26 protein-coding genes and 3 pseudogenes are annotated in these 26,755 nt (G+C 39.3%); 15 read left to right on the top strand and 14 right to left on the bottom strand.

Going from position 1 to position 26,755, the window contains the following annotated elements:
- The 4 genes and pseudogenes from POD11_RS17355 to POD11_RS17340 all read left to right on the top strand — a co-directional run.
- Positions 1-180 (top strand): hypothetical protein (locus tag POD11_RS17355; protein WP_262458107.1); only part of this gene is annotated, 180 nt, incomplete at its 5' end.
- Between the two features lie 27 nt (positions 181-207).
- Positions 208-602: pseudogene (locus POD11_RS17350) on the top strand (putative signal transducing protein).
- Between the two features lie 178 nt (positions 603-780).
- Positions 781-1,344, top strand: a complete 564-nt coding sequence (locus POD11_RS17345) for a DUF4256 domain-containing protein (protein WP_262458104.1) — start codon at positions 781-783, stop codon at positions 1,342-1,344.
- 136 nt (positions 1,345-1,480) lie between these two features.
- On the top strand, positions 1,481-2,644 hold the full coding sequence (locus tag POD11_RS17340) for an acyl-CoA dehydrogenase family protein (RefSeq protein WP_262458103.1): 1,164 nt from the start codon (positions 1,481-1,483) through the stop codon (positions 2,642-2,644).
- 31 nt (positions 2,645-2,675) lie between these two features.
- Here POD11_RS17340 and POD11_RS17335 read toward each other — a convergent pair whose 3' ends face one another.
- On the bottom strand, positions 2,676-3,275 hold the full coding sequence (locus POD11_RS17335; RefSeq protein WP_262458102.1) for a TetR/AcrR family transcriptional regulator: 600 nt from the start codon (positions 3,273-3,275) through the stop codon (positions 2,676-2,678).
- Positions 3,276-3,460: 185 nt separating this feature from the next.
- Here POD11_RS17335 and POD11_RS17330 point away from each other — a divergent pair, with 185 nt between their 5' ends.
- The 6 genes and pseudogenes from POD11_RS17330 (at position 3,461) to POD11_RS17305 (ending at position 11,794) form a co-directional block, all read left to right on the top strand.
- A complete protein-coding gene (locus tag POD11_RS17330; protein ID WP_262458100.1) occupies positions 3,461-5,266 on the top strand; it encodes an acyclic terpene utilization AtuA family protein in 1,806 nt (601 codons plus the stop codon).
- A gap of 20 nt (positions 5,267-5,286) precedes the next feature.
- On the top strand, positions 5,287-6,168 hold the full coding sequence (locus POD11_RS17325; RefSeq protein ID WP_262458098.1) for an SDR family oxidoreductase: 882 nt from the start codon (positions 5,287-5,289) through the stop codon (positions 6,166-6,168).
- A 2-nt stretch (positions 6,169-6,170) separates the two neighbouring features.
- The gene (locus POD11_RS17320) at positions 6,171-7,784 is read left to right on the top strand and encodes an acyl-CoA carboxylase subunit beta (RefSeq protein ID WP_239976916.1); all 1,614 of its coding nucleotides are present in this window, start codon (positions 6,171-6,173) and stop codon (positions 7,782-7,784) included.
- A 42-nt stretch (positions 7,785-7,826) separates the two neighbouring features.
- Positions 7,827-8,982: pseudogene (locus POD11_RS17315) on the top strand (acyl-CoA dehydrogenase family protein).
- A gap of 16 nt (positions 8,983-8,998) precedes the next feature.
- Positions 8,999-9,835: an enoyl-CoA hydratase/isomerase family protein gene (locus POD11_RS17310; RefSeq protein ID WP_262458097.1), complete on the top strand. Its 837-nt coding sequence runs from the start codon at positions 8,999-9,001 to the stop codon at positions 9,833-9,835.
- A gap of 18 nt (positions 9,836-9,853) precedes the next feature.
- Positions 9,854-11,794: an acetyl/propionyl/methylcrotonyl-CoA carboxylase subunit alpha gene (locus tag POD11_RS17305; RefSeq protein ID WP_262458094.1), complete on the top strand. Its 1,941-nt coding sequence runs from the start codon at positions 9,854-9,856 to the stop codon at positions 11,792-11,794.
- Positions 11,795-11,847: 53 nt separating this feature from the next.
- On the opposite strand, the gene POD11_RS17300 is transcribed toward POD11_RS17305, so the two are convergent.
- The 5 genes from POD11_RS17300 to rplM all read right to left on the bottom strand — a co-directional run bounded on the left by POD11_RS17300 (position 11,848) and on the right by rplM (position 14,621).
- Positions 11,848-12,507, bottom strand: coding sequence for a hypothetical protein (locus POD11_RS17300; protein WP_262458093.1), 660 nt, complete (start codon positions 12,505-12,507; stop codon positions 11,848-11,850).
- Between the two features lie 17 nt (positions 12,508-12,524).
- On the bottom strand, positions 12,525-12,959 hold the full coding sequence (locus tag POD11_RS17295; protein ID WP_016143018.1) for a ClpXP protease specificity-enhancing factor: 435 nt from the start codon (positions 12,957-12,959) through the stop codon (positions 12,525-12,527).
- A gap of 6 nt (positions 12,960-12,965) precedes the next feature.
- Positions 12,966-13,619 carry a glutathione S-transferase N-terminal domain-containing protein gene (locus tag POD11_RS17290; RefSeq protein ID WP_016143019.1) on the bottom strand — a complete coding sequence of 218 codons (654 nt, stop codon included), beginning with the start codon at positions 13,617-13,619 and terminating at the stop codon, positions 12,966-12,968.
- Positions 13,620-13,793: 174 nt separating this feature from the next.
- On the bottom strand, positions 13,794-14,180 hold the full coding sequence (gene rpsI, locus POD11_RS17285; RefSeq protein ID WP_002048725.1) for a 30S ribosomal protein S9: 387 nt from the start codon (positions 14,178-14,180) through the stop codon (positions 13,794-13,796).
- 12 nt (positions 14,181-14,192) lie between these two features.
- Positions 14,193-14,621: a 50S ribosomal protein L13 gene (rplM, locus tag POD11_RS17280; protein WP_002117832.1), complete on the bottom strand. Its 429-nt coding sequence runs from the start codon at positions 14,619-14,621 to the stop codon at positions 14,193-14,195.
- Between the two features lie 173 nt (positions 14,622-14,794).
- On the opposite strand from rplM, the gene pdxA reads away from it, so the two are divergent.
- From pdxA to POD11_RS17265, 3 genes are read left to right on the top strand one after another with little or no spacing between them, the layout of a single operon-like run.
- Positions 14,795-15,778: a 4-hydroxythreonine-4-phosphate dehydrogenase PdxA gene (pdxA, locus tag POD11_RS17275; RefSeq protein ID WP_262458090.1), complete on the top strand. Its 984-nt coding sequence runs from the start codon at positions 14,795-14,797 to the stop codon at positions 15,776-15,778.
- A 23-nt stretch (positions 15,779-15,801) separates the two neighbouring features.
- On the top strand, positions 15,802-16,614 hold the full coding sequence (gene rsmA / locus POD11_RS17270) for a 16S rRNA (adenine(1518)-N(6)/adenine(1519)-N(6))-dimethyltransferase RsmA (RefSeq protein WP_016143021.1): 813 nt from the start codon (positions 15,802-15,804) through the stop codon (positions 16,612-16,614).
- Positions 16,615-17,457 (top strand): symmetrical bis(5'-nucleosyl)-tetraphosphatase, encoded by an 843-nt coding sequence (locus POD11_RS17265; RefSeq protein WP_262458088.1) that lies wholly within the window; start codon positions 16,615-16,617, stop codon positions 17,455-17,457.
- 92 nt (positions 17,458-17,549) lie between these two features.
- On the opposite strand, the gene POD11_RS17260 is transcribed toward POD11_RS17265, so the two are convergent.
- From POD11_RS17260 to hflX, 4 genes are all read right to left on the bottom strand, one after another.
- Positions 17,550-17,993 carry a DUF2147 domain-containing protein gene (locus POD11_RS17260; protein WP_262458087.1) on the bottom strand — a complete coding sequence of 148 codons (444 nt, stop codon included), beginning with the start codon at positions 17,991-17,993 and terminating at the stop codon, positions 17,550-17,552.
- 82 nt (positions 17,994-18,075) lie between these two features.
- On the bottom strand, positions 18,076-18,750 hold the full coding sequence (locus POD11_RS17255; RefSeq protein WP_032007481.1) for an LrgB family protein: 675 nt from the start codon (positions 18,748-18,750) through the stop codon (positions 18,076-18,078).
- 10 nt (positions 18,751-18,760) lie between these two features.
- On the bottom strand, positions 18,761-19,132 hold the full coding sequence (locus POD11_RS17250) for a hypothetical protein (protein ID WP_262458086.1): 372 nt from the start codon (positions 19,130-19,132) through the stop codon (positions 18,761-18,763).
- A 33-nt stretch (positions 19,133-19,165) separates the two neighbouring features.
- Entirely contained in the window at positions 19,166-20,509 is a 1,344-nt protein-coding gene (hflX, locus tag POD11_RS17245) for a ribosome rescue GTPase HflX (RefSeq protein WP_262458085.1), read from the bottom strand.
- Positions 20,510-20,727: 218 nt separating this feature from the next.
- Between hflX and POD11_RS17240 the strand changes: the two genes are divergently transcribed.
- A complete protein-coding gene (locus tag POD11_RS17240; protein WP_016143027.1) occupies positions 20,728-21,537 on the top strand; it encodes a lysophospholipid acyltransferase family protein in 810 nt (269 codons plus the stop codon).
- On the opposite strand, the gene POD11_RS17235 is transcribed toward POD11_RS17240, so the two are convergent.
- The gene (locus tag POD11_RS17235) at positions 21,538-23,163 is read right to left on the bottom strand and encodes a phospholipase D family protein (protein WP_239970241.1); all 1,626 of its coding nucleotides are present in this window, start codon (positions 23,161-23,163) and stop codon (positions 21,538-21,540) included.
- Positions 23,164-23,269: 106 nt separating this feature from the next.
- Here POD11_RS17235 and POD11_RS17230 point away from each other — a divergent pair, with 106 nt between their 5' ends.
- Positions 23,270-24,280: a metallophosphoesterase gene (locus POD11_RS17230; RefSeq protein WP_239970239.1), complete on the top strand. Its 1,011-nt coding sequence runs from the start codon at positions 23,270-23,272 to the stop codon at positions 24,278-24,280.
- Positions 24,281-24,330: 50 nt separating this feature from the next.
- On the opposite strand, the gene POD11_RS17225 is transcribed toward POD11_RS17230, so the two are convergent.
- The 3 genes and pseudogenes from POD11_RS17225 to POD11_RS17215 all read right to left on the bottom strand — a co-directional run bounded on the left by POD11_RS17225 (position 24,331) and on the right by POD11_RS17215 (position 26,555).
- Entirely contained in the window at positions 24,331-24,810 is a 480-nt protein-coding gene (locus tag POD11_RS17225; RefSeq protein WP_239970236.1) for an OmpA family protein, read from the bottom strand.
- A gap of 14 nt (positions 24,811-24,824) precedes the next feature.
- Positions 24,825-26,048, bottom strand: a complete 1,224-nt coding sequence (locus tag POD11_RS17220; RefSeq protein WP_034677722.1) for a diguanylate cyclase domain-containing protein — start codon at positions 26,046-26,048, stop codon at positions 24,825-24,827.
- 5 nt (positions 26,049-26,053) lie between these two features.
- Positions 26,054-26,555 (bottom strand): annotated as a pseudogene (locus POD11_RS17215) (YfiR family protein).
- Positions 26,556-26,755: the final 200 nt, after the last annotated feature.

Here is a 26,755-nt window from a genome sequence, read left to right as displayed (position 1 = left end):
GGGGTTACCCATGTGAGAGTAAGTCATCGCCAGCTCATTATTCTAAACACCCCCACAATTAGTGGGGGTGTTTTTTTTATGCCTAGAAGATTTATTTGTGGGGAATTAAGTGGAAACTTAATTGCCAATTCTTCAGACATTAAAATTGATTCAAATTATAAAGAAATAAAGCTAATCTAAAATTATTTACCTAATTAGAAATTTAATATGCAATGGATCGTAGTTAAAACTTTCTCGTTTCCTTATGAGGCTCAAATTGCAAAGACTCAACTAGAAGCATTTGGAATTCCTGTTTATATTGAAAATGAGCATACAATTAATATGGAGTGGTTTTATTCTAATGCTTTAGGTGAAGTTCGTTTATTAGTTCTAGAGAGCTATGTTGATGAAGCGAAGTCATTTCTTGAAAAAGACTTTAGTGAAGAGCTTGACCAAAAGTTCGGGGAGAGTAAAGAATGTTGTCCTGAGTGTAGAAGCTTAGATCTAGAAGTTAATACTAAAGGAAAAAATCTGCTTTTATAGCGTTTATGTTTTTCGGTCTACCTTTATTTTCTTTTAGAAATGGTAATAGATGTAAGCGTTGTGGACACTTTTGGAATTAAATATATAGTAAAAGATTATTTATTATCTTAACTATGGAACCTAATGTAGAAATGTAGAGATATTGGATTTAGTTCTACTCTGCAATTAATGTTCGAGGCAGAGAAGCGCTAGATATTAAAGAAAGAAAATTAATTATTTCGATGGACGTTCAGTTTAAGAAATATAAGGATTTATTCCATGACAACAAAAAATCAGTTATCTCCAAAGCAAATAGAGGTTTTAATTGAATTATTAAAAGCTAGATTTGAAAAGAATTCACATCGCCATAAAGAAATTGAGTGGACAAATGTGCGAACAAAATTAATAAAGTCATCAGAAAAATTGTGGTCATTGCAAGAAATGGAGAATACTGGGGGAGAGCCAGACGTTGTAGCGTATAACCAGCAAAAAGATGAATATTTATTTGTAGATTGCTCTGCTGAAACACCCAAAGGTCGTAGAAGCCTTTGTTATGATCGTGAGGCCTTACAATCTAGAAAAGATCATCCTCCTAAAGGTAGTGCAATAGATGTAGCTCAGGAAATGGGAGTCGAACTCTTAACAGAAGAGCAGTATTATCAACTGCAACAGATTGAAGAGTTTGACCTTAAAACATCAAGTTGGATTGCAACCCCAGCGGAGATTCGTAAATTAGGCGGAGCGCTTTTTGCTGATCGTCGCTATGGTCGAGTCTTTATTTACCATAATGGAGCACAATCATATTATGCTGTCCGTGGTTTTCGCTGCTGCTTAAGAGTGTAAGTGTTTTGCTCAAATAAAAATAATTCTGTTTGATGTTTTATGCCAAGAAAATGGAGATTCTTGCAACTTTTGATTGAAGGCAAACATGACAAGATAGGCGCTGGATTTAAATAAAAACATCAGGACATTTCTAAACATGCAACTCAACCCAATTTACTATAATGAACAACACATTGCTTTTGCTGACAATGTTCGCCGATTTGTACAAAAAGAAATGGCACCTTTTGTGAATGAATGGGATGAGGCTGAGACATTTCCTAGAGAGCTTTATAGAAAGGCTGCTGAAATTGGCCTATTAGGGCTAGGTTTTTCTGAAGAATATGGTGGTATTCCTGATGCAGATCCATTCTATTCATTACTAGCTGGTATTGAAATGGCAAAGGCGGGTTCTGGGGGAGTACATACCTCACTTATGGTGCACACAATTGGCGCCCCTCCCATTCAGCACTTTGGAAGTGAGGAGTTAAAAGCTAGAGTCCTGCCAGGTATTATTTCTGGTGAAAAAATTTCTGCACTAGCAATTACAGAACCGGGTGGTGGTTCTGATGTAGCCGCATTACAAACTAAAGCCATTCGTGATGGTGATTATTATATTGTCTCTGGTGAGAAGACCTTTATTACGTCGGGAATTCGTGCAGATTACTATACAGTTGCAGTGCGTACAGATCCGACAAAAACAGGTGCTGAAGGTATTTCAATGTTGCTCGTTGATGCGCACAGTGCGGGGATCACTAAAACACCTTTGAAGAAAATGGGGTGGTGGGCTTCTGATACAGCTCATTTGCATTTTGATCAAGTACGAGTTCCTGCATCACATCTTCTTGGCAAAGAAAATGCTGGCTTTAAAGTCATTATGAATAACTTTAATATGGAGCGTTTTTTCTTAGGCGTGGTGGCTTATGGTTATGCTTTAGTCTGTTACGAAGAAGCTTTAGACTGGGCGCAGCAACGTAAAACTTTTGGTAAAAGATTAATTGATCATCAAGTGGTTCGTCATAAACTAGTAGATATGGCAACGCAATTGACCTCAACACGGGCATTGCTTGAAGAAACTGCGTGGAAAATGACTCAGCCGAAGTTACAAGGACCTGAGTTAGTGGCGCAAATTTCAATGCTTAAAAATGTTGCGACTCGTACTATGCAATTTTGTGCTGATGCAGCAGTACAAACGTTGGGAGGCATGGGATTTATGCGTGGGACTAAGTCTGAACGTATTTACCGTGAAGTGAAGGTCAATATGATTGGTGGTGGTGCCGAAGAAATTATGAAAGATTTAATTAGCAAACAGTTGGGTTATTGATCTTACAAGGTGGTCATTGAGCCACCTTTTTTTATTTCAAAGCCATTTCCCAAACCATTTCCGTTAACTCATCAATTTTAACTTTACCCTCAGATTTATACCAAGTTACGGTCCATGAAATCGCACCACCAACTAATCTTCGCCAAATAAAGGCATCATGTTTTATTTTGCCCTGAGTGCGCAACTTTTCAATAATATCTAGCCAGATTTGCTCATATTCATTACGCATTTTTAAAAGATAATTTTGTTTTTCTTTTGACAGAGCAAACCACTCATAAACCAAAACAGCCATGGCTGCACCCGTATCTCCGGTAATTGAAATGAGTTCAGCTTTAATCAGGGCACGTAATTGTTGTTCTGGATCGGTAGATTGAGCTGCTGCATCTTCTAAACGAGCAAGATTGTAAATAATGGTTTCTTCCATTACGTGAGCAAGGATGTCATCTTTACTTTTGAAGTGATGAAATAAGCTCCCTGATTGAATCCCAATAAATTGAGCAAGTTCGCGTACAGTGGTTTTGTCATAACCTTGTTTGTGAAATAGATAGGCAGCCCCATGTAATAAACGACCACGTGGGCTGTCATCAAAACAAGAGATATTTGGAATCTGTTCAATTGAAGTCGCAATCATACGAAAGCTAAATCCTTTATATAAAAATACTTAACGGAAAAATTTGCCAAATTTTCTTCTGTTTCCACTTAATAGTTAAGTTTGGCAGTTTTAGTCAGTTTCACAATAACATTTTGCTCTTTACAAACCAAGCGCTTGCTTGGTAATGTTGAGTGTAATTTTTAAACAAAATAATGAGAAATAAAATGGCAAGTGATCAGCAGGATGATAAGCGTGTCGTAAAAATAGGTTGTGCCTCAGGTTTTTGGGGAGATACCAATACTGCCGCTTTCCAATTAGTACATTTAGCTGATATTAATTATTTGGTTTTTGATTACTTATCAGAAATCACCATGTCGATTATGGCAAAAGCGAAAATGGTAGAGCCAAAACATGGCTATGCATTGGACTTTGTCAGTCGGGTGATGGCGCCTCTACTAAAAAAAATTGCAGAAAAAAAGATTAAGGTCATTAGTAATGCTGGTGGTGTTAATCCATTGGCATGTCGAGATGCTTTGCAAAAAATAATTAAAGAATATGGTCTAGATCTGAGGGTTGCCGTGGTTTTAGGTGATGATCTTTTACCGCAACATGAGCACCTCAAACAGCAAAATATTCGGGAAATGTTTAGCGGGGAAGCTTTGCCAGATCAGGTGGCGAGTAGTAATGCTTATTTAGGGGCGGTGGCTATTCGTGATGCTTTGAATTTAGGCGCAGATATTGTGATTAGTGGCCGCGTTGTTGATTCGGCAGTGGTTCTTGCACCTTTACTTCATGAATATCAATGGTCGCTCGATGATTATGACAAATTGGCGCAAGGTTCACTGGCTGGTCATGTGATTGAATGTGGTGCGCAATGTACGGGTGGTAACTTTACCGACTGGCAATTGGTGCAGGGCTTCGACAACATGGGCTTTCCAGTCGTTGAAGTGAGTGAAGATGGCTCATTTGTTGTGACTAAACCACAGGGGACAGGAGGTCTGGTATCTACGGCAACTGTTGCTGAGCAAATTGTTTATGAAATTGGTAATCCTCAAGCATATTTATTACCCGATGTAATTGCGGATTTTAGTCAGGTGCATTTAGAGCAAGTCGGGGAACATCGAGTTCGTGTGACAGGGGCAAAAGGACAAGCACCGACTGCGCAGTATAAAGTCAGTGCGACTTACCCAGATGGCTATCGGGTTTTAGTCAGTTTTTTAATTGCAGGTCGCGAAGCTCCACAAAAAGCACAAATCATTGCCGATGCGATTTTGAATAAATGTGAGCGGGTTTTAGCAATGCGCTCAGTGCCACCTTTTAGTGAAAAATCGGTTGAAATCTTAGGGATTGAAAGTACCTATGGTGCACATGCTCAGGCATTAAATAGTCGTGAAGTGGTCGTTAAAATCGCTGTAAAACACATGTTTAAAGAAGCCTGTATGTTCTTTGCTTCTGAAATTGCACAGGCCTCTACAGGCATGGCTCCAGCCTTGGCAGGAATTGTTGGAGGACGTCCAAAAGCGTCTCCAGTCATTAAGTTATTTTCATTTTTAATTGATAAAAATCAAGTTAATGTCGAAATCGATTTTGAAGGCAAACGTTATCCAGTTGAGGTTCTACAAAGAATTTCTACAGAGCAATTACCTACATTAACAGCAGGCGAAAATGCAGTTTATCAAGGAGATGAAATTGAAGTTCCTTTGATTGAAATTGCACATGCCCGCAGTGGTGATAAAGGTAATCATAGCAATATCGGTGTGATTGCGCGTAAAGCAGCATATTTACCGTGGATTCGTGCGGCACTGACTGAACAGGCGGTTGCAAGCTATATGCAGCATGTTTTGGATGCAGAGAAAGGGCAAGTGATTCGTTATGAGTTGCCGGGTTTAAATGCACTGAATTTTATGCTGGAAAATGCTTTAGGCGGTGGTGGGGTTGCAAGTTTGCGTATTGATCCACAAGGTAAAGCATTTGCACAGCAATTATTGGATATGCCTGTCAAAGTTCCGGCACAGCTTTTAGAAAAATAAAATGAATGGAAGAAACAAAAATGAGTTATCAATCAATTTTTAGACCAGATGCTTTCGCCAATAAAGTCATTATTGTGACAGGCGGTGGCTCAGGAATTGGCCGTTGTACTGCACATGAGCTCGCTGCGCTTGGTGCCCAAGTGGTGATTACAGGACGCAAAATTGAAAAATTGGAAAAGGTAAGCCAAGAAATTATAGAAGATGGTGGTTTAGTTCATTTCATTGTTTGTGATAACCGTGAAGAAGAACAAGTGAAAAATATGATTGCCGAAGTAATAGAGAAATTCGGCAAATTGGATGGTTTGGTGAACAATGCTGGCGGCCAGTTCCCCTCAGCTTTAGAGAATATCTCTGCAAATGGTTTTGACGCAGTTGTGCGTAATAACTTGCATGCGACTTTCTATTTGATGCGCGAAGCTTATAACCAATGGATGGCAAAACATGGCGGCAGTATTGTCAATATGACTGCCGATATGTGGGGTGGAATGCCGGGAATGGGACATTCTGGTGCTGCGCGTTCGGGAGTTGATAACCTAACCAAAACAGCATCGGTCGAATGGGGGAAATCTGGTGTACGTGTAAATGCGGTTGCACCAGGGTGGATTGTCTCATCTGGTATGGATAATTATAGCGGTGATTTTGCCAAAGTGATTATTCCAAGTCTTGCTGGCAATGTGCCGTTAAAACGTATGGGAACCGAGTCAGAAGTATCCTCGGCGATTTGTTATTTACTATCTGATGCTGCGGCTTTTGTGTCGGGTGTGACTTTGCGTATTGATGGCGCAGCATCACAAGGTACACGTATGTATCCACTAGGCGAAGCCACAAATAGTCAGTCTTATAATGGCTTCCACCGTGCATTTATTCCTGAAATTTTTAAAAAACAAACTGAGGAGGAATAACGATGACAATTCTTCCATCAGAGATTGCAGTAGGCAGTGAACAGTATCAAAACAATAAAGAAGTACTACTTGCTCAGTTGAATGAAGTACGTGCAATTCAGCAAAAAAGTATTGAAAAGTCATATGCTGCCAAACCGAAGTTCGATAAGAAAGGTAAGATTTTGCCGCATGAGCGTGTACGGTTGTTACTCGATGCCGATTCACCTTTTGTTGAGCTGTGTGGTTTGGTCGGTTACAACATGCATGATGATAAAGATGGTTCTGAAGCGGGTGGCGGCGTGATTGCTGGCATTGGTTTTGTCAGCGGTGTGCGTTGTCTCGTATCTGCAAGCAATAGCGCAATTAAAGGCGGAACCATGTCACCGATGGGTGTACAAAAAACTTTGCGTTTGCAAAAAATTGCATTAGAACAAAAGCTCCCGTTAATTACGCTGACTGAAAGTGGCGGCGCTAACTTAAATTATGCTGCGGAAGTATTTACCTATGGCGGCATGACTTTTGCCAATCAGGCACGTCTTTCTGCAGCAGGTATTCCACAACTTGCTGTGGTGCATGGTAATGCAACGGCAGGTGGTGCTTATCAACCCGGTCTTTCAGATTATGTCATTGCCGTGCGTAAGCAAACCGAGATGTTGCTTGCAGGTCCACCTTTACTTTTGGCTGCCACGGGCGAAGTGGCAACAGCCGAGGAATTAGGTGGGGCAGAAATGCATGCACAGATTGCTGGAACAGCAGAATACTTAGCTGAAAATGATGCTGATGGGATTCGGTTGGCACGTGAAATTTTTGAACACCTGAACTGGAAAGAGCAAATCAAGCCAGTTGAAACGACTTATAAAGAACCTCGTTACGATACCGAGGAACTGTTGGGTGTTATTCCAAGTGACCCTAAACAACCATTCAATATGAAAGAAGTGGTTGCTCGTATTATTGATGATTCGGATTTTCTAGAATTTAAACAGGAATATGATGATTTAACAGTATGTGGCTGGGCAAAAATTGGTGGCTTGCATATCGGTATTATTACTAATAATGGCCCGATTACACCTCAAGGGGCAGCGAAGGCAGCGCAGTTTATACATCTGTGTGAACAGACCAAGCGTCCATTATTATTTTTGCATAACACCACAGGTTTTATGGTAGGAACTGACGCAGAGCAAAACGGTATTATCAAACACGGCTCGAAATTGATTCAAGCGGTTGCCAATTGTACTGTACCTAAAATTTCAATCGTTGTGGCAGGGTCATATGGTGCTGGTAACTACGCAATGTGCGGTCGGAGTTTATCACCAGATTTTATTTTTGCTTGGCCGAATTCGCATGTTGCTGTAATGGGTTCTGCACAGGCTGGAAAGGTATTACGTATTGTGGCTGAAGGAAAGCAAAAAGCTTCAGGGCAGGAGCCTAATCCACAAATGCTCGATTTTCTTGAGCAAAGTACGGCGATGAAATTAGAGCAGCAATCTACCGCACTTTTCAATACAGCCATGCTACATGATGATGGCATTATTGACCCGCGAGACACTCGAAAATTATTAATTTTCCTTTTACAAACTATTTATGAAGCACAGCAAAGAGAGTTGAATCCAACTCGTTTTGGTGTATCTCGTTTTTAATCAACCTTTACCGCAATTAAAAAAATTAATAGGAATAACACCATGAAATTTACTGCCGAACATGAAGCATTGCGCCGTACAGCTCGTCAATTTGTTCAAAATGAGTTGAATCCACATATTCCAGAATGGGAGGCTGCGGGACGTTTCCCAATCCATGAAGTATTTAAGAAGATGGGTGATCTTGGTTTATTAGGAATTTGTAAGCCAGAAGAAAATGGCGGTTTAGCTCTAGACTATTCTTATAACCTTGTGGTTGCTGAAGAAATTGGGTATGCAGCTTGTGGTGGCGTGCCTTTGGCGATTGGTGTGCAAACCGATATGGCAACACCTGCTTTGGCCCGTTTTGGTAGTAAAGAATTACGTGATGAGTTTTTAACACCAGCGATTGCTGGGGAATATGTCGCATCGATTGCGGTATCTGAAGTGCATGCCGGTTCAGACGTTGCTGCTATTAAGACCACAGCTAAAAAAGATGGTGATGACTACGTTATTAACGGCAGCAAAATGTGGATTACCAACTCATTACAAGCTGACTTCTTTTGTCTTTTAGCCAACACGTCTGATGATAAACCCCACGTTAATAAGTCAATGATTATTGTGCCCGCAAAAACGAAAGGGATTAGTTTTTCAGAACCCCTTAATAAATTAGGGATGCGTTCAACGACCACAGCTCAAGTTTATTTGGACAATGTCCGTGTACCGCAGCGTAATTTGGTTGGCGTTGAAGGCATGGGCTTTATGATGCAAATGATGCAATTTCAAGAAGAGCGGTTATGGGCTTGCTAATGCTATTGGTGGTCTGGAAAATTTAATCCAGAAGACTATCGACTATACCAAAGAGCGTACCACGTTTGGTCAGCCACTCATCAATAACCAATATATTCATTTCCGTTTTGCTGAACTTATGACTGAAGTAGAAGCACTTAAAGCACTCACCTACCAAGCGTGTGAGCAGCATATTGCGGGTGAAGATGTGACCAAGCTGGCTTCTATGGCAAAACTAAAAGCAGGTCGTTTAAGCCGTGAAGTTGCCGATAGCTGTCTGCAGTATTGGGGCGGCAATGGCTTCATGTGGGATAACCCTGCATCACAACTGTATCGTGATGGTCGTTTAGGTTCAATTGGTGGCGGAGCAGATGAGATTATGCTAGGGATTATCTGTAAGTTGATGGACATCCTACCTAAAAAACAGAAATAAAAATAAGGAACCGACCATGACACTTTCAGCATCTCTACAAGTTTTAGATATAGATGACAGTATTCAATTAGAACAAGACGGCGGTATTTTATACCTTTGGTTAAATCGACCAGAGAGCCGCAATGCCATGAACCTGAATATGGTCAATGCCATTCAACAAGTCTTTAATGCCATTCGCGATGACCTTTCGATTCGTGCGGTCATCATCCGTGGTGAAGGTGGAACTTTTTGTGCAGGTGGTGACATTAAAGATATGGCTGCTTTACGTGTTGAGGCGGCCAATGTTGGTAGTCTACAACCTTATGCTGACTTTAATCGCCGTTTTGGCGCCATGCTTGAGCAAGTTGAAGCCGCACCGCAAACGGTTGTGGTGATTTTAGAAGGCGCGGTGTTAGGAGGTGGTTTTGGTCTAGCATGTGTTTCTGATGTTGCCATTAGCCGTGACAATGCTCAGTTTGGTTTACCTGAAACTGGGCTGGGTGTGATTCCTGCGCAAATTGCTCCTTTTGTAGTGAAACGTATTGGTCTAACTCAGGCTCGTCGATTAGCTTTATTAGGTATGCGCTTTGAAGGACATACGGCACTGAGTGTCGGTGTGATTCATCAAATTGCACATAATGAAATTGAACTCGAACAAGCTTTACAAGAAACGATTCAGCAAATTAAACGAGCGGCTCCTCAAGCCTCGCGTGTGACTAAAGCACTGTTACATCGAACACTTAAAGAACCTTTAAATGAATTGCTCGATGACGCAGCTCAGCAGTTTGCCCAAGCAGTTGGTGGAGCTGAAGGACAAGAAGGAACGATGGCTTTTATCCAGAAACGTTTGCCAAATTGGGCCGATGAGTCATAAGAGATAAGGATAAAAATAATGAAATTTTCAAAAGTACTGATTGCTAATCGTGGTGAAATTGCCGTTCGAGTCATGCAAACAGCCAAAGCAATGGGCTATCAAACTGTGGCGGTTTATTCCGATGCAGACCGTAACGCTCGGCATGTACAAGAAGCCGATGAAGCTGTTTACATTGGGGCATCTAAAGTATCCGAGTCTTATCTTTCCATTGCTAAAATTATCGAAGCCTGTAAAAAAACTGGGGCAGATGCTGTTCACCCCGGTTATGGTTTTTTGTCAGAAAACACTGATTTTGCTCAGGCATGTATCGATAACCAGATTACATTTATTGGGCCAACAGCTTCAGCAATTGAGCTAATGGGGAGTAAACGACTCTCAAAAATTGCCATGATTGAAGCAGGCGTCCCGTGTGTACCGGGTTATGAAGGTGATCGACAAGACCTTGAGTATTTAGCGAAACAAGCCGAGCAGATTGGCTTTCCGATTATGGTCAAAGCTTCAGCAGGTGGTGGTGGCCGCGGGATGCGTTTGGTACAGCAGTCATCCGAATTGATTGAGGCATTACAAACAGCACGTTCAGAGGCTGAAAATGCTTTTGGTTCAGGTGAGCTTATTTTAGAAAAAGCAGTGATTGCGCCGCGCCATGTCGAAATTCAGGTTTTTGGTGATACACACGGCAATTATGTCTATTTATTTGAACGTGATTGTTCAATTCAACGCCGTCACCAAAAGGTTGTTGAAGAAGCACCATGTCCAGTCATGACTTCTGAACTGCGTCAGAAAATGGGTGAGGCCGCTGTAGCGGCAGCTAAAGCATGTGCTTATGTCGGGGCAGGTACAGTTGAGTTTTTACTTGATGCATCAGGTACATTTTATTTTTTAGAAATGAATACCCGTTTGCAGGTAGAGCATCCTGTTACTGAACTGATTACAGGTTTAGACTTGGTTGAGTGGCAGTTGCGTGTAGCCAATGGCGAACAGTTACCCTTGCAACAACATGAGTTGACCTTAACTGGGCATGCAATTGAAGTGCGCCTGTATGCAGAAGATCCACGGCAAGATTTCTTACCACAAACAGGACAAGTTCTGCGTTGGCAGCCAGCAACTTTGCCAAATGTACGGATTGATCATGGGATGTTGGCAACTGATGAGGTTAGTCCGTTTTACGATCCGATGGTAGCAAAGGTGATCGTATATGGGAAAACCCGTGAGGATGCGATTCGCTTACTCGCTCGTGCTGTGGATAATTGTGTTTTGCTAGGTGTAAATAGCAATAAACAGTTTTTGGTCAATTTACTGCGACATCCAATAGTTGTTGCAGGAGATACTAATACTGCGTTCATTCAACGGCATTTTCAAAATGACAGCAGTCTACATAAGCAGGTTCTATCTTTAGAAACCTTTGCAATTGCTGCGGCATTATTTAGCCAAAGTAACGGTGCGGCAGTGTGGCAAACTGGCCTAGGTGTGCCATTACCATTAAAGCTTAAATATGATGATCAGCAAGTTCAATTGCAGCTTTCATTGCTAAATAATACGTTTACGGTACAGCTCTGCGATCAATCAGTATGTATTGAAGTGCTCGAAAGAACGGCAGAGCAATTAGTTTATTTAATGGATGGTGTATGTCGCCGTGTGCAATATGTACTGGATGATGATCAACTTTATTTAGATCGAGATAATGGTAATGTTGCAATTCGCAACGTAACTTATGCTGCCCCGGAAATAGTGGATGTGGCTGGTGATGGCAAAATTCGTGCTCCAATGGATGGCGCTGTAGTGAATATCTTGGTTGATAAAGGTGATCAAGTCGTGAAAGGTCAAACTTTACTAGTTCTTGAAGCCATGAAAATCCAACAACAGATTAAATCTGATGTTGATGGGGTGGTTGATGATGTTTTAGGTCAACAAGGGCAACAAGTAAAAAAACGGCAAATATTATTTACGATTCAAATCTAATAAAAAATGCCACCTTTTATGGGTGGCATTTAGCGGATTGTATAGGCAAATTCTTAAGCAATTAATTGTGTATAAGCACAGTACAAATAGCCCAAAATCGCTAAAGCAACTACAGGGGCAATAATCTTTGACCATGTAGGTACAGAAATTTCGACAACTTGTTCTTCAATATGCACGTCATCATGATGAGGTTGGGCTTGGTGAACCATTTGGTTGAACTCCTTCATTGTTGCATCCAATGATAGCTCTTCTTGTTCCACAGGTTTAGAACCAATTAATTCATTTAGATGGTTTGTTGACCAAACCCAATCTTCTGCTTGACCTGATAAATGCTCGATCTGACCTAAAATTAATTCTTTTAAGCCATTATGCCCAAAACCACCTGTCTCATCGAGCTGGTTAAGTTCTGCTAACTGCAAAGTTAAAATTTCAGAAATACTCTGTTCGAGTTCTGAATTTTTTAAAGTCGACTGATTATGTTTAGAAGTCGTTAAATGACGAGCAACTTCTTGAATATAAAGTGGATCTGAGGTTTTGATTTCTTGATAAATCTTATTGTCATTCTGACGCCATAAACTAATCAGTTTTCCAAGCGTAAGAACATTCACCTCATCAATCAGTTTATTTTTTTCATTAACTGGATATTGATTTAAAAGCTGAGGCTTTTGAATTTTTATCTGCTCAGCAAAGTATTGGACTAAATCAAATGCCATGCTTTCTTCCTCTAAATTTAATCTAAAATTCTTAACGTCGGTTTTTTCTTAGTCGATGTTGTTTCAGTTGCTTCTTGTACTTCTGACTCTACTGTATCTTCTATAGGCATTACATTGGCATATTCTTCAGGATCAAAGAATAAACCTTGTCCATTCTCACGTGCATAAATCCCTAGAACAGCTTGAATAGGAACATAAATATCTTTTGATGCTCCCCCAAAACGAGCTGAAAAGGTAATAGCTTCATTGGTAATAAGTAATTGATGAACAGCATGCGGCACGATATTTAAAACGATTTGTCCATCTTTAACAAATTGTTGTGGAACATCGGTATGTGGCTGTGTCGCATCAACTAATAGATAAGGCGTAAGTTGGTTATCACAAATCCATTCATAGATTGCACGAGCAAGATAAGGACGTGTAGGGGTTAAATCAATAGTTTGCTCAGACATATCACGCTATTCCATATTTAATAGTTCATTGTAACGGTTTTTCTCTTGAGGCGTCATCGATTTAGCAAAAGAAGGCCGTTCAAAGATACGTTTACAGTACAAAAATATAGGTCGACAGTGCTGTTTGGGTAAATCAATTCCCATGCTATTTAATCTTAAAAAGATAGGAGCAAGCATGCAGTCTAAGATTGTAAAATTCTCAGACATAAAATACGGAAAATGCTGAAATAGGGGAGTAAGTGAAATTAATGTTTCACGTAGTTCTTTTTGAGCTTTTTGCTTTTGTTCAACATTTAGAGTGTCGGCATGTTTTAACATGTGATCTGCTAACTTGAACCAGTCGTTTTCAAGCCTCCAGATATACTGGCGCTGTTCTGCACGCATCATAGGTGCATCGGCATACAGCTTACTTTGACGATAACGATCATCTAAATATTCAGCAATAATAGGAGCTGAAAATAACTTAAGATTTTGTTCTACCAGCATCGGTAATTGGTTATAAGGATTTAAACTGGCCAAATCTTCGTCTTCATGGTCAGTTACGATCAATTGATATTTGATTTGTTTTTCTGCTAATAAGAAACGAATCCAGTGAGAACGGAAATCATCAGCATGACTGTAAAGGGTAATCCCCTGAATAGAGGTGTTTTCGACCGACATATCACAAGACGACGTGGTTGAGTGAATCGATTAGGATACTAAAAATGCTCTAGGAAATCACGGTTCTAAAGAGATAGTTTGTTTATATTTATAAGTTTGCATTTAATGCTTTTATTTACGTAATAAAAAAGCCTTGGAAAAATCCAAGGCTTTTTGTCCAACTCGATAAACGAATTAACGTTTAGAGAATTGAGGACGTTTACGAGCTTTACGTAAACCAAGTTTCTTACGTTCAACTTCACGAGCATCACGAGTAACGAAACCAGCTTGACGTAGAACAGGTTTTAAAGTTTCGTCAGCAGCGATAAGCGCACGAGTAATACCGTGACGGATCGCGCCAGCTTGACCACCAATACCACCACCTTTAACAGTGATGTAAAGGTCAAACTTTTCAGTAACTTCTAAAAGTTCTAAAGGTTGACGAACAACCATACGAGCAGTTTCACGACCGAAATATTGCTCTAAAGTACGGTTGTTAATAACGAGTTTACCTGTACCAGCTGACAAGAAAACACGTGCAGTTGCGGTCTTACGGCGACCTGTACCATAATTAGTAGCCATGTGCTGTATCCCTTAGATGTCCAAAACTTGTGGCTGTTGAGCAGCATGCGGATGCTCAGTACCAGCGTACACTTTCATTTTTTTGATCATTGCATAACCAAGAGGACCTTTTGGTAACATGCCTTTAACCGCTTTTTCAAGAACAGCTTCAGGTTTGTGAGCGATTAACTTCTCGAAGTTAGTCTCACGGATACCACCAGGGAAACCAGTATGGCGATAATATTTCTTATCAAGTGATTTTTTACCAGTCACTTGAACTTGTTCAGCATTAATCACAACGATGTAATCGCCAGTGTCAACGTGAGGAGTATAAGAAGTTTTGTGCTTACCGCGTAAACGACGAGCGATTTCAGTCGCAAGGCGACCTAAAGTTTTGCCAGAAGCATCAACAACATACCAGTCATGTTGAACTTCAGCTGGCTTAGCGCTGAGAGTTTTCATTAAACCACTACCTATTATAGTTGGTTTGGACTATGGAATCTGTCCAAACAAAAGGAGCGAGCATTCTAAACGAGTTTGTTCAAAGTCACAAGAAAAATCCAGTTTAAGCGAGATAATTTAATCCATAAACTGATGAATGTCAGATATGTTAAAATCAAACAAATTCTTGTTATGTGTCTGGAGTGATTGTGCTGCCATTATATGTCACTTCCGGTGAACCGGCTGGTATTGGACCGGATATTTGTTTGAGTTTAGCTAAGCGGGTCGATCAGCGTCCAGTTGTAATCTTGGGTGATCGAGACTTATTAGCGCAGCGCGCCCAAAAACTTGGTGTGGATATTCAATTTATAGAATATACCGGACAGCCGGAGTCATCTTCTCTGAATGAACTTTATATAGAGCATGTGCCTTTGGAGGCTGCGGTAATTGATGGTCAATTAAACCCAGCTAATGCAGCTTATGTGTTAGAACAATTACGTCGCTCAGCTGATTATGCAATGTCTGGTAAAAGTGTCGGGGTAGCTACGGCACCAGTGCAAAAATCAGTTATTAATGATGCTGGTATTTTGTTTAGTGGTCACACTGAATACTATCAAGAGTTTGCAGGTGTGGAACGTGTCGTCATGATGCTTGCAACTAAAACCTTACGTGTTGCTCTAGCAACTACACATTTGCCTTTAAGAGATGTAGCAGATGCAATTACCAAACAACGCTTACATCAAGTGATAGACATTTTACTTCATGACTTAAAAACCAAGTTTAAAATTAACGATCCAAGAGTATTAGTGTGTGGATTAAACCCTCACGCCGGTGAAGATGGCTATTTGGGTCGTGAAGAGATTGAGACTATTAATCCGGTACTCGAAAGTTATCGGGCGCAAGGGATTAAAATGAGTTTAAGCTTACCGGCTGATACCTTGTTTACCCCCGAACATCTTAAAAATGCAGATGCTGTACTTGCCATGTATCATGATCAAGGGTTACCTGTGTTAAAATCACAAGGGTTTGGTGAAGCCATCAATATTACATTGGGTTTGCCGTTCATTCGAACTTCGGTTGACCATGGCACTGCGTTGTCTTTAGCTGGGACTGGTTTGGCAAAAAGCTCAAGTTTAAATGTCGCTGTTGATTTAGCTTTATCTTTAGCAGCGAGCTAAATTTTTCATGTTGGAAATGTTCTATGTATCAAATTAATGCCCTAAACCCGAAAGATGAAGGGCATAAAGCTCGTAAACGTTTTGGTCAAAACTTCTTACATGATCAGCGAGTCATTGCCAAAATTGTGCGCTCTGTAAGTCCGCGTACGGGTGACAATATTGTCGAAATTGGACCTGGTTTAGCTGCCTTAACTTCTCCTTTAATTGGGGAGTGCGATGCGTTAACAGTGGTGGAGTTAGACCGTGACTTAGCTGCGGGTCTACCAGAACGTGTTCCACATCCTGAACGTTTGACGATTGTAGAAGCTGACGCATTAAAATATGACTTTAGCGAACTGGTAAAAGATGGCCGACCATTACGTGTAGTCGGTAACTTACCTTATAACATTTCAACCCCATTACTTTTTCATCTCTTGGAATTTGGCAGCAAAGTTAAAGATATGCACTTTATGCTGCAAAAAGAGGTGGTTGACCGTATTACTGCTGAACCGAATACGAAAGAATATGGCCGCTTGTCGGTAATGATTCAATATTACTGTCAACCAACATTTTTATTTGAAGTACCAGCTGGTGCATTTAACCCACCACCTAAAGTAACGAGCGCTGTTTTCCGCCTTGTTCCTTATGATCAAAAGCCAATTACAGCAAAAGATGAAAAAGCTTTAGCTAGACTGGTCGCTCATGTATTTACTCAGCGTCGTAAAACATTAAGAAACAGTCTTAAAGGTATGATCGCAGAAGATGGCTTTGAAAAGGCTGGTGTTGATCCGATGGCTCGTCCAGAAACTTTAACACTTGCTCAATTTGTTGCTTTGGCCGATCAAATGGTGGCGTAAATGACTAAGCGTTTTAACTATGTTATTGGCGATGTGCAGGGATGTTTTGAAGCTCTAAAAGCCTTGCTTAAAGAAATACGTTTTGATCCAGATCAAGACTTTTTATGGTTTGCTGGTGACTTAGTCGCACGTGGTGAAAATTCAGTAGGGGCATTACGTTTTATTAAAAAACTTGCTGATCGTGGTGCTGCTGCAACTGTACTTGGAAACCATGACCTGACTTTAATTGCGGGTGCACGTGGTTTAAAAGAGATTAAAGCAAAAGATCGGACTCAAGATGTTATTGATGCGATTGATGGCGATGAGTTAATCGACTGGCTACGTAAACAGCCATTATGTCTATTGCCAAATGAGCATACGATCCTTACTCATGCTGGTATACCTTGTATTTGGGATGCAGAAAAAACTGTAACGTTGGCGAAAGAGGTCGAGACTGTACTCGCAAACGAAGATTTATCTGTATTAGATGCTTTTTTGGCAGACATGTATGGTTCAAAGCCAGATTTATGGGAAGATAACCTAACGGGTTCGGCACGTTTACGTTGTATTACTAATTATTTGACTCGCATGCGTTTAACCAATGGAGAAGGGGCTTTAGAGTTTAGTTTTAAAGATTCTTTAGATGCGCCAATGCCGGAAGGTTATTTCCCTTGGTTTGAATTCCCGAGCAAAGTGGCACAAACTCATCAGATTATTTTTGGTCATTGGGCTGCGCTCGAAGGCAGAACTGTTAATGAGCAAATCCAGAATATCGATGGTGGCTGTGTTTGGGGCAGAAAATTAATGGCTTATCGACTTGAAGACAAAGAAATTTTTTCTGTTGAAAATCCTGTGCAAATATAAGAAAAGCAATGCTTTTCTCTAAGCGCAAGATGAAGTTTCTAACTGAATTAAAAATAAAAAAGCCGCATAAGCGGCTTTTTTATTGGGAACTATTATTCTACGCGAATCCAGATTTGATTACGTCCCAAAGCTGAAACTCCGAGATAACCACGCATATGTAAGCGTTTGCCAGTTGAACTAAGCTTCGCCTTAAGACCGTAAACTTTGCCAGTATTCGGATCTAAAATTTTGCCACCAGTATAGTTAAGTCCATCTGTCTGTTTTAAACCCGTTGCGATATCCAGACCTAAAATCGGTTTATTGGTGTATGGCGCAGGGCAATTATCACAAATTTCTTTAGGCGTATAACCTGGGCGCGGCGTAAGTTTGACAATTTTCCCAGCATATGTCCCGTTCGCTTCTTTTCGTATTTCTACCTGTGCTTTGGGAGCACCTGTCTTATCATCAATTGTTTGCCAGAGACCAGTAATATCTGCTGCAAATGTAGCAGTATTCATCCCCAATAAGAGCAGAGCTCCAATAAACATTTTCCCCATAATTAAAAATCCTTTTAACTTTGAAAGGTCATCTTATTTGGAATTGATAGACCGTTCAATGTTTATTTAATCCACTTTTTAATTATGGTGTGCCAAAAGACAACATTAGTGTTGGTAGCCAAATTGCAGTAAATACGCCGTTCAATGCCATACCAAATGCAGCGTAACGACCTGCAACTGGTCCGCGTTGCCAAGCTTGAGCTGTTCCGATTGCATGTGCTGCTAAACCTAAGGCTAAACCTGATGCTCTCTCATCATGAATATGTTTAAGTAAGAAAGGTGAAAAGGCTGCGCCGATTACCCCAGACAAAATAACAATAAGGGTCACTAGTGTTTCAGGAGCATGTAATAAAGTTGCGATGTTCAAAGCAATTGGAGTTGTTACTGCACGCGTTGCAAATGCAAGGATGGTAGGTTCAGACATATGTAACAAGTAAGCCAAACCCATAGGTAGAGCAACGGCGCTAATACTTGCAAAAAGTAAAATACCAATGACCGATTTAATTGGAAGGTCATCGTAGCGCATTGCAGCTAAAGGAATGGCTAAGGCTACGGTGACATAACCTAATAGATGACCAAATAAGTCATTCACATAAAGACGATACTGCTCATATGGCACATGCAAAACCGAAAGTAAGCCAATTACAATGAACATGCCGAAAACTAAAAGTGGAACTTGCGGAAAACGTCGGTTTAAAGGTTTTGCACAAAGATAACCAATTAATGTGATCAAAAATCCGTATAAAATCGTAAACATCTTATTCTCCTTATAACCAACGTTTTGCCATTTTTGCATAAACCCACAAAGGTATAAGGGTACTGACCACTAAAACCAAAAGAAATAATGGAATTTCCTTACCCATATGTACCAGCATAATTAATGAACCTGCACAGATGGGTAAAAAAGCGAAACCACTTTCTTTCATGATTTTATTATTGGTATCGACTATTCGAAGTGGAATTTTTTTAAACTTTCTCCAAATGAGTAAAATAGTAAGTAAGCTGATTAAACCAACCAGATTACCTAATTCTGGATGACCAAAAGTACGCATGACCACGACAGAGCCTTCACGAAAACCAATAATGAGTAGTAATGTAATTACCCATGCTGTCCAGTCTATACTTTTGATCTTATCCATATTTTTTATCTCTAAAAGTTTACTTATCAAGTTTTAACTGATATCGCCCTTGATTTCAAACTCTTCCAAAGGGCGCTTAAATTGACTGGCATGCTCTCCCAATATCTCATCTAAGGGGAGTTTTGCTTGGCGAATCAGTTTTTCTAGCTTATGTGGTGCAATCTTCACATCAATATGTAATAAGCCTGCATCATCATAATGTTCAGACTCAATCACATTTAAAGCATAAAGCTGAGTGCGCAATTTGCCATAAGCTGGTTTAAGCACGAGAGAAAACTTTTGAATTTGCCCCATTAAGCATTCTTGTACTGCTTTTTGAAGTAAATCTAGGCCTTGGCCAGAATGAGCCGAAACATAAACTCGATCTGGGACGTGTGGCTCAGCATAAATGATTTTGGCTTCTTCACCACTTAGATCGATTTTGTTATATACCCGAAGTACGGGAGCATCAGCACCAATTTCTTTTAATACACCTTCAACTGCTTCGATTTGGTCGAGCATGTCATGGCTATTACTATCAATAACATGCAGTAAAAGGGTAGCTTCAAGTGTTTCTTCAAGTGTTGCTTTGAATGATTCAACCAAATCATGTTGTAAGTTTCGTACAAAACCTACCGTATCTGCTACTACAACAGTGCCGATACCATCCCAGTCTAAACGACGTAAGGTTGGATCAAGTGTTGCAAACAGTTGATCGGCCGCGTAGACATCACTATTTGCTAAGATATTAAATAAAGTCGATTTGCCCGCGTTGGTATAACCTACTAATGAAACCGTTGGAATGGCTGCTTTTTGTCTTGCAGCACGTCCTTGCATACGAGTCTGATGTACTTTGTCTAATTTGTCTTTTAATTGGGTAATACGAACACGGATGAGACGGCGATCTGTCTCTAGCTGTGTTTCACCGGGACCACGTAAGCCAATACCACCTTTTTGCTGTTCAAAGTCGGCAGACCAACCACGAATTAGACGAGTAGATAAATGTTTAAGCTGAGCAAGTTCGACTTGCAACTTACCCTCATGTGTACGGGCACGCAGCGCAAAAATATCTAAAATTAAACCTGTCCGATCAATGACTCGGCATTTTAATATTCTTTCTAAATTCCGTTCTTGAGCAGGTGATAATGCATGGTCAAAGATAACCAAGCTCGCTTCTAGTTCCTGAACTTGCTCTGCAATTTCTTCGACTTTTCCTGAACCAATAAAAAATTTAGGGTTAGGCTTATTACGCTGAACCTTAATATGTTCAAGGATATCTGCACCCGCAGACTGTGCAAGTAGAGCAAACTCTTCGGCATCCAGGTCATCTAATAATTGTACAGAAACACTCACTAAGATTGTGCGTTCACCGCCTTGATGCCGATCAACATATTCCACGTGGCTATAAATCCTGAAAATGGGAAAACTTTATTCTAGAGGAAACTTAAGCAAAAGGGGAAAGCGTTTGTTCTTATCCTTTAGATTAGCGATATGAGATCAGCGTAATGTTCAGATTTATTTTATTTGCCGTGTTCTAACGTCAATGCAAGTTTATTCTGAAACGTATAGAATGACTTGAGATGGGTATAACAAAGATTAATCGTTAGTGAAATTTTATGGCTCAAACGCAAAGTATAGTTAATTCAACGTTAAAGAAATTATCAAAAATAGGTTTATACGGGAAAAAAGTCACTTCTGCCACGGCCGCAATTAGTGAGGGTTTTTACCTAGTTTATCGACATGGACTTTATAAAGATCCTAATAATCCTGTTAATACACGTTATGTCCAATACTTTTGCCGCCGTTTATGTCAGGTTTTTAATTTAGATATAGAAGTACATGGCACGATTCCGAGAGAACCAGCTTTATGGGTAAGTAACCATATTTCTTGGTTAGATGTTGCAGTTTTAGGTTCAGGTGCGCGAGTTTTCTTTCTTGCTAAAGCTGAAATTGAAAATTGGCCCATTCTTGGAAACTTGGCCAAAGGTGGCGGAACGTTATTTATTAAGCGTGGATCTGGAGATTCCGTCAGAATTCGTGAGCAAATTACTGAATTTTTAAAACAGAATATCCCAGTATTATTTTTCCCTGAAGCGACGACTACAGATGGGCACTCTGTTAAAAAAGTTCATGGACGATTACTGGGTGCAGCGATTGAAGCACAACGTCCTGTACAAGTATGCTTGATTTGCTATGTAAACCGCGATGGAGAGCTAGATACGGTTGCGCCATTTATTGGTGATATGACATTTGCCGAACATATTCAACGTGTACTTGAAATGCCGAAGGTAACCGCTCATTTGTTAACTTTGCCTCCCATTCCAGTGGAAGGGCATGATGTCAAAAGTCTAACGCGTGAAGTTCAAGAAAAAATGGTAGAAGGTTTGGCTCAACTACATCAAAAAGTACTTAAGCCAAAAAATTAACTACATAAATCCTTCAATTGGCAGCCATGAAAGAAACTTCATGCCTGCTTTTTGCCACCACTTCATCTCTGGTTCCTGTCTATAAATTACAGGGCCATTTGAAGTTTCTTGCTGCCAATAAATATGGTTGTTAGCGTCGAGCTTTAATTTATAAGCATACTTATTTAAATTTTCATTCATCGTATGGTGAATCGTCTTAGCCAACGAAGGGCTATCTAAAATCACGCCAATTTCAGTATTTAAATAAGCCGAGCGTGGATCAAAGTTAAATGAACCAATAAAAACCTGTTCATCTAATGCCATAAGCTTAGTATGCAAACTTGAGCGGCTTAATCCTTTCATATTTACTTTAGCTTTAGTGGCAAGCTCATCTGTATTCTTATTTAAATCTCTTTTATCAGGTGTCGGTAAAAACTCATAAAGTTGTACGCCGTTTTTAAGCAGCTCTTTACGATATTTCCCATAAAAGGCATGTACAACAGCAACGTCATTCGCTTTAAAAGAATTCGTTAAAACTCGAACTTCAACACCCTCTTTAGCAAGCGTGCCTAAAATTTTGGCCCCTTGTTTTTCAGGAATAAAATAAGCTGAGATTAAATCAACGTTACTTTCTGGTTTTTCCAAATGATTAATTAATTGGAAATTTAGGTGTTCTTCTTTTTTAGCTTTTGATTTGATTTTATCGGGCGAGTCTTTTACGACTTCTGCTTTTACCCAGTCGAATCGAATATTGCGATTTAACCATTGATCAAATGCATGAGACTTTGATGTCAAGTTTAGAAAGTTTTGAACGGTAGCTTGTTGGTAGTGTGCTTCAAGCTGCTCTTTTAATCCTTCATAGCGTAAACGGTGCTGTTCAGGACTTACGATACTTTGAACCGAATATGCATATTCATGATTCCAGTAATCATCAAATGAATTTACGATATCATCAACAGCAGCGCCTACCAGCATTACATCAACATCAGAAAACTGATAGCTATCGCTAACATTGTAATATTGATTAGTCATATTACGTCCGCCAATAAGCGCCACCTCATTGTCAGCAATAAAACTTTTATTGTGCATACGACGATTAATACGTTTTAAATCAAGCACCATATCCATCGCACGATATTTGCGAAAACGATAGGGATTAAAAAGTTTAACTTCAATATTTTTATGCTGAGAAAGAGCCAGTAAAATCCCTTCCATTTTTTTTGCATTATTGTCATCAATAAGAAGTCGGACTTTTACACCTCGATCAGCTGCACGAATAATAGCGTGCAAGGCTAAAGCACCAACTTTGTCATTATCCCAAATGTAATATTGTAAATCTAAAGTCTTTTCAGCTTTATCAATTAATCTGAGTCGCGCAGCTAGGGCCTCTAACGGATCATTTAGAACATGGAAACCCGTTAACTTAGGATTCTGTTGGCGTAAGGGGGTAATAATTTTGGCAAGTGAAGTCTCAGAGGTATCAATATCCTTTGCATATTGCACAGGCTCAACACCATGTTTTGGCAGAGTACTACAACCTGTCAAACCCACAGCAAAACTTGAACATAGGACTATAGAGGCTTTTATCAAAAAGCCTTTAGCTTGTTGATTCGTTTGAAGCTGTTTGGAATGAAAGGATTGTGCCATAATCACTACATACGATAAGGTGAGCTAGAGTATAATTCGTGCATATTGAAAGATAAATATTGAATTTGATTACTAGCAATCAATATAAGATAAGTCGAGAGTCGTAATGTGGAATCCAAATTCAATCATTTTTTGTTTTTACTTTATTTTCTCAATACTTGCTCTATGGGGAATTTCTGAGGCTTGGATTCATCAATCTCGCACCGAGACGATTCATCCATTTAAAGCTTTTGTACATCTACTCGCATTTTACCTCTCTTATCTACTTATTCCTCTCTGGTTTTTTAATTTATATGCTGCTTGGATTGGTTACTACTCAATTCACCAAGGTATTTTCATCTTTTTCTTAAGTGGCGTATTAATTTATGCCCGATTTATCGAACCTCATTTAGTCCGTGTCGATACTCATCAATATCGCCTAAATCCAGATCGTAGTTTTGATAAGCCCGTAAAAGTAGCTCTAATTGCAGATTTACATATTGGTTTATTTTCAGGACATGAACGTCAGCTCAAAACCATAGTTAGAAAATTAAATGAACAGCAACCTGATTTAGTCGTCGTTGCTGGAGACTGGACATATGAACCAGAAGATAGACTGATTGATGAGTTAAGTGTTTTAAAAGAAATTCAGGCGCCCGTATATTCGGTTCCGGGAAATCATGATGAGCAATACCCTGGCCCACCGATTCAACAATTATTAAAAGATGCTCTATTTTATAATGAAGTCATTGATATAGAAGGCAAGATTGTTGATTTTGAAGAATTTCGCTTGATTGGTATTGGTGATCTCTGGGCAGGAAAAACCGATATGCGTTCTATGCCAGATTTACCCCAAGACAAGCCTTGGTTAATTTTGTCTCATAACCCAGATACGGTTGACATGGTACCTAAATTACCGAATCGTCCATTAATGTTATCTGGACATACGCATGGAGGGCAGGTCGAACTTCCATGGTTGACTAATTATATTATGAAAAAAGTATCAATTTTAGGCCACAAACGTGGATTTTACTCTCATGAGCATGCGGATGTCTTTGTTACAGTCGGCACAGGAATGGTCGGAATTCCTTTGCGTTTCAGAGTGCCGCCAACCATTGATATTATTGAGCTAATTTAAAATAAAAAAGCCAATCATGTAGGATTGGCTTTTTTATGAATTAAATTTACTTATGGAATAACCACAATGGCAACACGTCGATTAATCGCACGATTTTCATTGGTTGTATTTGGAACATAAGGCTGTGTTGAGCCGCGACCAATTACGTAAATATTTTCTTTTTTGAATCCACGAGCTAAGAAAAGGTTTGCCACACTTTGTGCACGTTCTTCAGATAGCTTCTGATTATATGTAGCATCACCAACATCATCAGTGTGACCCACAATTTTTAATTTATTCAGATCATATTTATTCAACTGATTGGCTAGACGCACTAACTCAGCTTCATGGCTTTGTTTTAACTCTGCATTATTAAAGTCAAATAACAAACGTTCTGGTAAACCTAGAGTCCATCCTTCATCAGTAAGAACGAAACCTTCTTTTTTGAGCAATTTTACTTGACGATATTTTAATGGTCCAAAACTCAGGCACCCTGCAAGAGTAATGCATAGCAATGCAATAAAGGAGAGTTTTAAAGATCTTGTATTCATAGATTAGCCTAAATTTAATTTTCAGGTTTATAGATAAACCAGTGTTCATCCGAATTCTTAGCCTTATACATTGCTTGATCTGCTTGCATAATGAAATCTTCGGGGCTAGATGCAAATTGTGATAAAGCAATACCTACACTAAAACTGAAGTAAATCGTTTGACCATTCAGATGCAAAGGTTCTTTACAGCTTTCGAGTAAATTTTCAGCAATAGATATTAAATGATCAGCATGACTAATGGAATGCAAAATGACAGCAAATTCGTCGCCACCTAACCGAGCAATAAAATCTTGATGACGTAGGCGGGTTTGCAGTCGATTCGCCATTTCTTTTAAAACTTCATCTCCAGCTAAATGGCCAAATTGGTCATTAATCGATTTGAAGTTGTTGTTATCTATAAATAATAAAGCAGACTTATTGTCGAAACCTTTATCCTCAAACATGTCTAAGAGGATCTGATAAAAATAATGTCTATTAGGCAATAAGGTAAGCTGGTCGTGATGAGCCTGAAAGGATAATTTACGATTTTCCTTTTGTAGCTGATTATCCCATATCTGAATTTCTTCAAGTAACTCGTTAAAAACAGTATTTAAATCTTGAAACTCTTTAATTCGATTATAAGGAAAACGAAGATTATAAGCTTTTTGTTCACTTACAATTTGAGCAATATTAGTAAGCGGATAAATAGCCTGCATAATTTGACGATACGTTAGGTTTACTGACCACCACAAAGCGCAAACAATAAACAACATCGCTATCGCAAGCCCGACCATAATCATTTTGAGGAATTGCAATATTTTCTCAGAACTACCAAATAGTGTGAGTTCACCTACATTTTGTTCATGGTGATAGATTGTAAGGTGGACAGGCTCATTTAGAAACCAATGATCAAACCATCCTTCTAAAATTGAAGTTTGACTTGATAATTTGAAACTTTGTGCAATTAAATGATGTTCAGAGTCATAAATATGAATAGTACGAATTGAATGGTCATTCGTGTACTCATTTAAAATTTGCTCTATGGTAATTTTATCGTTAAACACCACAGCGGGCTGGATACGCTCTAATAGCGTATGGCTAAGCAATTGCAAATTTTGTTTAGCATAAGTTTCCATTGTAAAAACAGAAATGGATACAAATGTAAAAGAACAAATAAAAAAGGTGATAGCAAAAATAGTAAATTGAGATTTTCTAAATAATGCATGCAGTGAAGTGGACTGATACAACTTTGATATCATCATCCTTACTCCGCATTCTTAGCCAAGAGTAGTACTCTTGGATCAATATGAACTTTGGAGTGACTTAAAGCATCTAAGTTAACTTTAAAGGTAGTGTAATTATTCTGATTATATAAACAAAAAATACTTCCTACTTCGCACTCTGGATTATTAATGCTTAAAGAAAGTAAAGAATGATAAGGATAATTTTGAATAAGATTCTGTTGTTGCTGGGGAGAGGTAGTAGAAAAATAAACAGCCTGACAATGAGATCGAGCAAAATCTTTCGCATTTACGGTTTGAACACGATAATTATAAGACATTTGCTGGATATAAGATTGAAAAGTAGATGTGATTGAAGGGTTATCAATAACACAAAGAGTAGGCGTGTTTACATTCTCCCATTTACTGTAGCTTAGAATAGATAAAGTAAGCACATAAGTTATGTTTTGAATTGGCATAACAAGGCGCACTCGTAGCAAGCACTACAAGTATGCAAACAAATACTTTTTTAGCGAACTGCCACATGATGAGTTAATGCCAAACTATTACACGAATAATCTATTCTACATGAAGTTGATAATGTAAAAAAAGTTTAATATCTCATCTAAAAGTGACCAAAAAGCCTAAAAATTAGCCAAGTGATAATATTAAATTAAAAAAGGGGTTGCAAAGGGTTTTTAATGGTCTATAATGCACATCCATCGGCGGTGATGCGGATAGAAACT

This window comes from Acinetobacter sp. P1(2023), assembly GCF_028367635.1.
In the GTDB taxonomy this organism is placed as follows: Bacteria; Pseudomonadota; Gammaproteobacteria; order Pseudomonadales; family Moraxellaceae; genus Acinetobacter; species Acinetobacter pittii_E.
The sequence above is the reverse complement of the archived record's forward strand: the minus strand, read 5'-3'. Positions and strand labels throughout refer to the sequence as shown.

What these genes read in the sequence shown, in the direction of transcription:
- POD11_RS17305 (WP_262458094.1), top strand. Translation starts at nt 9,854, where the DNA reads ATGAAATTTTCAAAAGTACTGATTGCTAATCGTGGTGAAATTGCCGTT.
- POD11_RS17265 (WP_262458088.1), top strand. Translation starts at nt 16,615, where the DNA reads ATGACTAAGCGTTTTAACTATGTTATTGGCGATGTGCAGGGATGTTTT.
- POD11_RS17300 (WP_262458093.1), bottom strand. Translation starts at nt 12,507, where the DNA reads ATGGCATTTGATTTAGTCCAATACTTTGCTGAGCAGATAAAAATTCAA.
- POD11_RS17290 (WP_016143019.1), bottom strand. Translation starts at nt 13,619, where the DNA reads ATGTCGGTCGAAAACACCTCTATTCAGGGGATTACCCTTTACAGTCAT.
- rpsI (WP_002048725.1), bottom strand. Translation starts at nt 14,180, where the DNA reads ATGGCTACTAATTATGGTACAGGTCGCCGTAAGACCGCAACTGCACGT.
- POD11_RS17240 (WP_016143027.1), top strand. Translation starts at nt 20,728, where the DNA reads ATGGCTCAAACGCAAAGTATAGTTAATTCAACGTTAAAGAAATTATCA.
- POD11_RS17320 (WP_239976916.1), top strand. Translation starts at nt 6,171, where the DNA reads ATGACAATTCTTCCATCAGAGATTGCAGTAGGCAGTGAACAGTATCAA.
- POD11_RS17345 (WP_262458104.1), top strand. Translation starts at nt 781, where the DNA reads ATGACAACAAAAAATCAGTTATCTCCAAAGCAAATAGAGGTTTTAATT.
- POD11_RS17310 (WP_262458097.1), top strand. Translation starts at nt 8,999, where the DNA reads ATGACACTTTCAGCATCTCTACAAGTTTTAGATATAGATGACAGTATT.
- POD11_RS17325 (WP_262458098.1), top strand. Translation starts at nt 5,287, where the DNA reads ATGAGTTATCAATCAATTTTTAGACCAGATGCTTTCGCCAATAAAGTC.
- POD11_RS17335 (WP_262458102.1), bottom strand. Translation starts at nt 3,275, where the DNA reads ATGATTGCGACTTCAATTGAACAGATTCCAAATATCTCTTGTTTTGAT.
- POD11_RS17330 (WP_262458100.1), top strand. Translation starts at nt 3,461, where the DNA reads ATGGCAAGTGATCAGCAGGATGATAAGCGTGTCGTAAAAATAGGTTGT.
- POD11_RS17295 (WP_016143018.1), bottom strand. Translation starts at nt 12,959, where the DNA reads ATGTCTGAGCAAACTATTGATTTAACCCCTACACGTCCTTATCTTGCT.
- POD11_RS17230 (WP_239970239.1), top strand. Translation starts at nt 23,270, where the DNA reads ATGTGGAATCCAAATTCAATCATTTTTTGTTTTTACTTTATTTTCTCA.
- POD11_RS17235 (WP_239970241.1), bottom strand. Translation starts at nt 23,163, where the DNA reads ATGGCACAATCCTTTCATTCCAAACAGCTTCAAACGAATCAACAAGCT.
- rsmA (WP_016143021.1), top strand. Translation starts at nt 15,802, where the DNA reads ATGTATCAAATTAATGCCCTAAACCCGAAAGATGAAGGGCATAAAGCT.
- POD11_RS17255 (WP_032007481.1), bottom strand. Translation starts at nt 18,750, where the DNA reads ATGTTTACGATTTTATACGGATTTTTGATCACATTAATTGGTTATCTT.
- POD11_RS17250 (WP_262458086.1), bottom strand. Translation starts at nt 19,132, where the DNA reads ATGGATAAGATCAAAAGTATAGACTGGACAGCATGGGTAATTACATTA.
- POD11_RS17260 (WP_262458087.1), bottom strand. Translation starts at nt 17,993, where the DNA reads ATGGGGAAAATGTTTATTGGAGCTCTGCTCTTATTGGGGATGAATACT.
- POD11_RS17220 (WP_034677722.1), bottom strand. Translation starts at nt 26,048, where the DNA reads ATGATATCAAAGTTGTATCAGTCCACTTCACTGCATGCATTATTTAGA.
- rplM (WP_002117832.1), bottom strand. Translation starts at nt 14,621, where the DNA reads ATGAAAACTCTCAGCGCTAAGCCAGCTGAAGTTCAACATGACTGGTAT.
- POD11_RS17340 (WP_262458103.1), top strand. Translation starts at nt 1,481, where the DNA reads ATGCAACTCAACCCAATTTACTATAATGAACAACACATTGCTTTTGCT.
- POD11_RS17225 (WP_239970236.1), bottom strand. Translation starts at nt 24,810, where the DNA reads ATGAATACAAGATCTTTAAAACTCTCCTTTATTGCATTGCTATGCATT.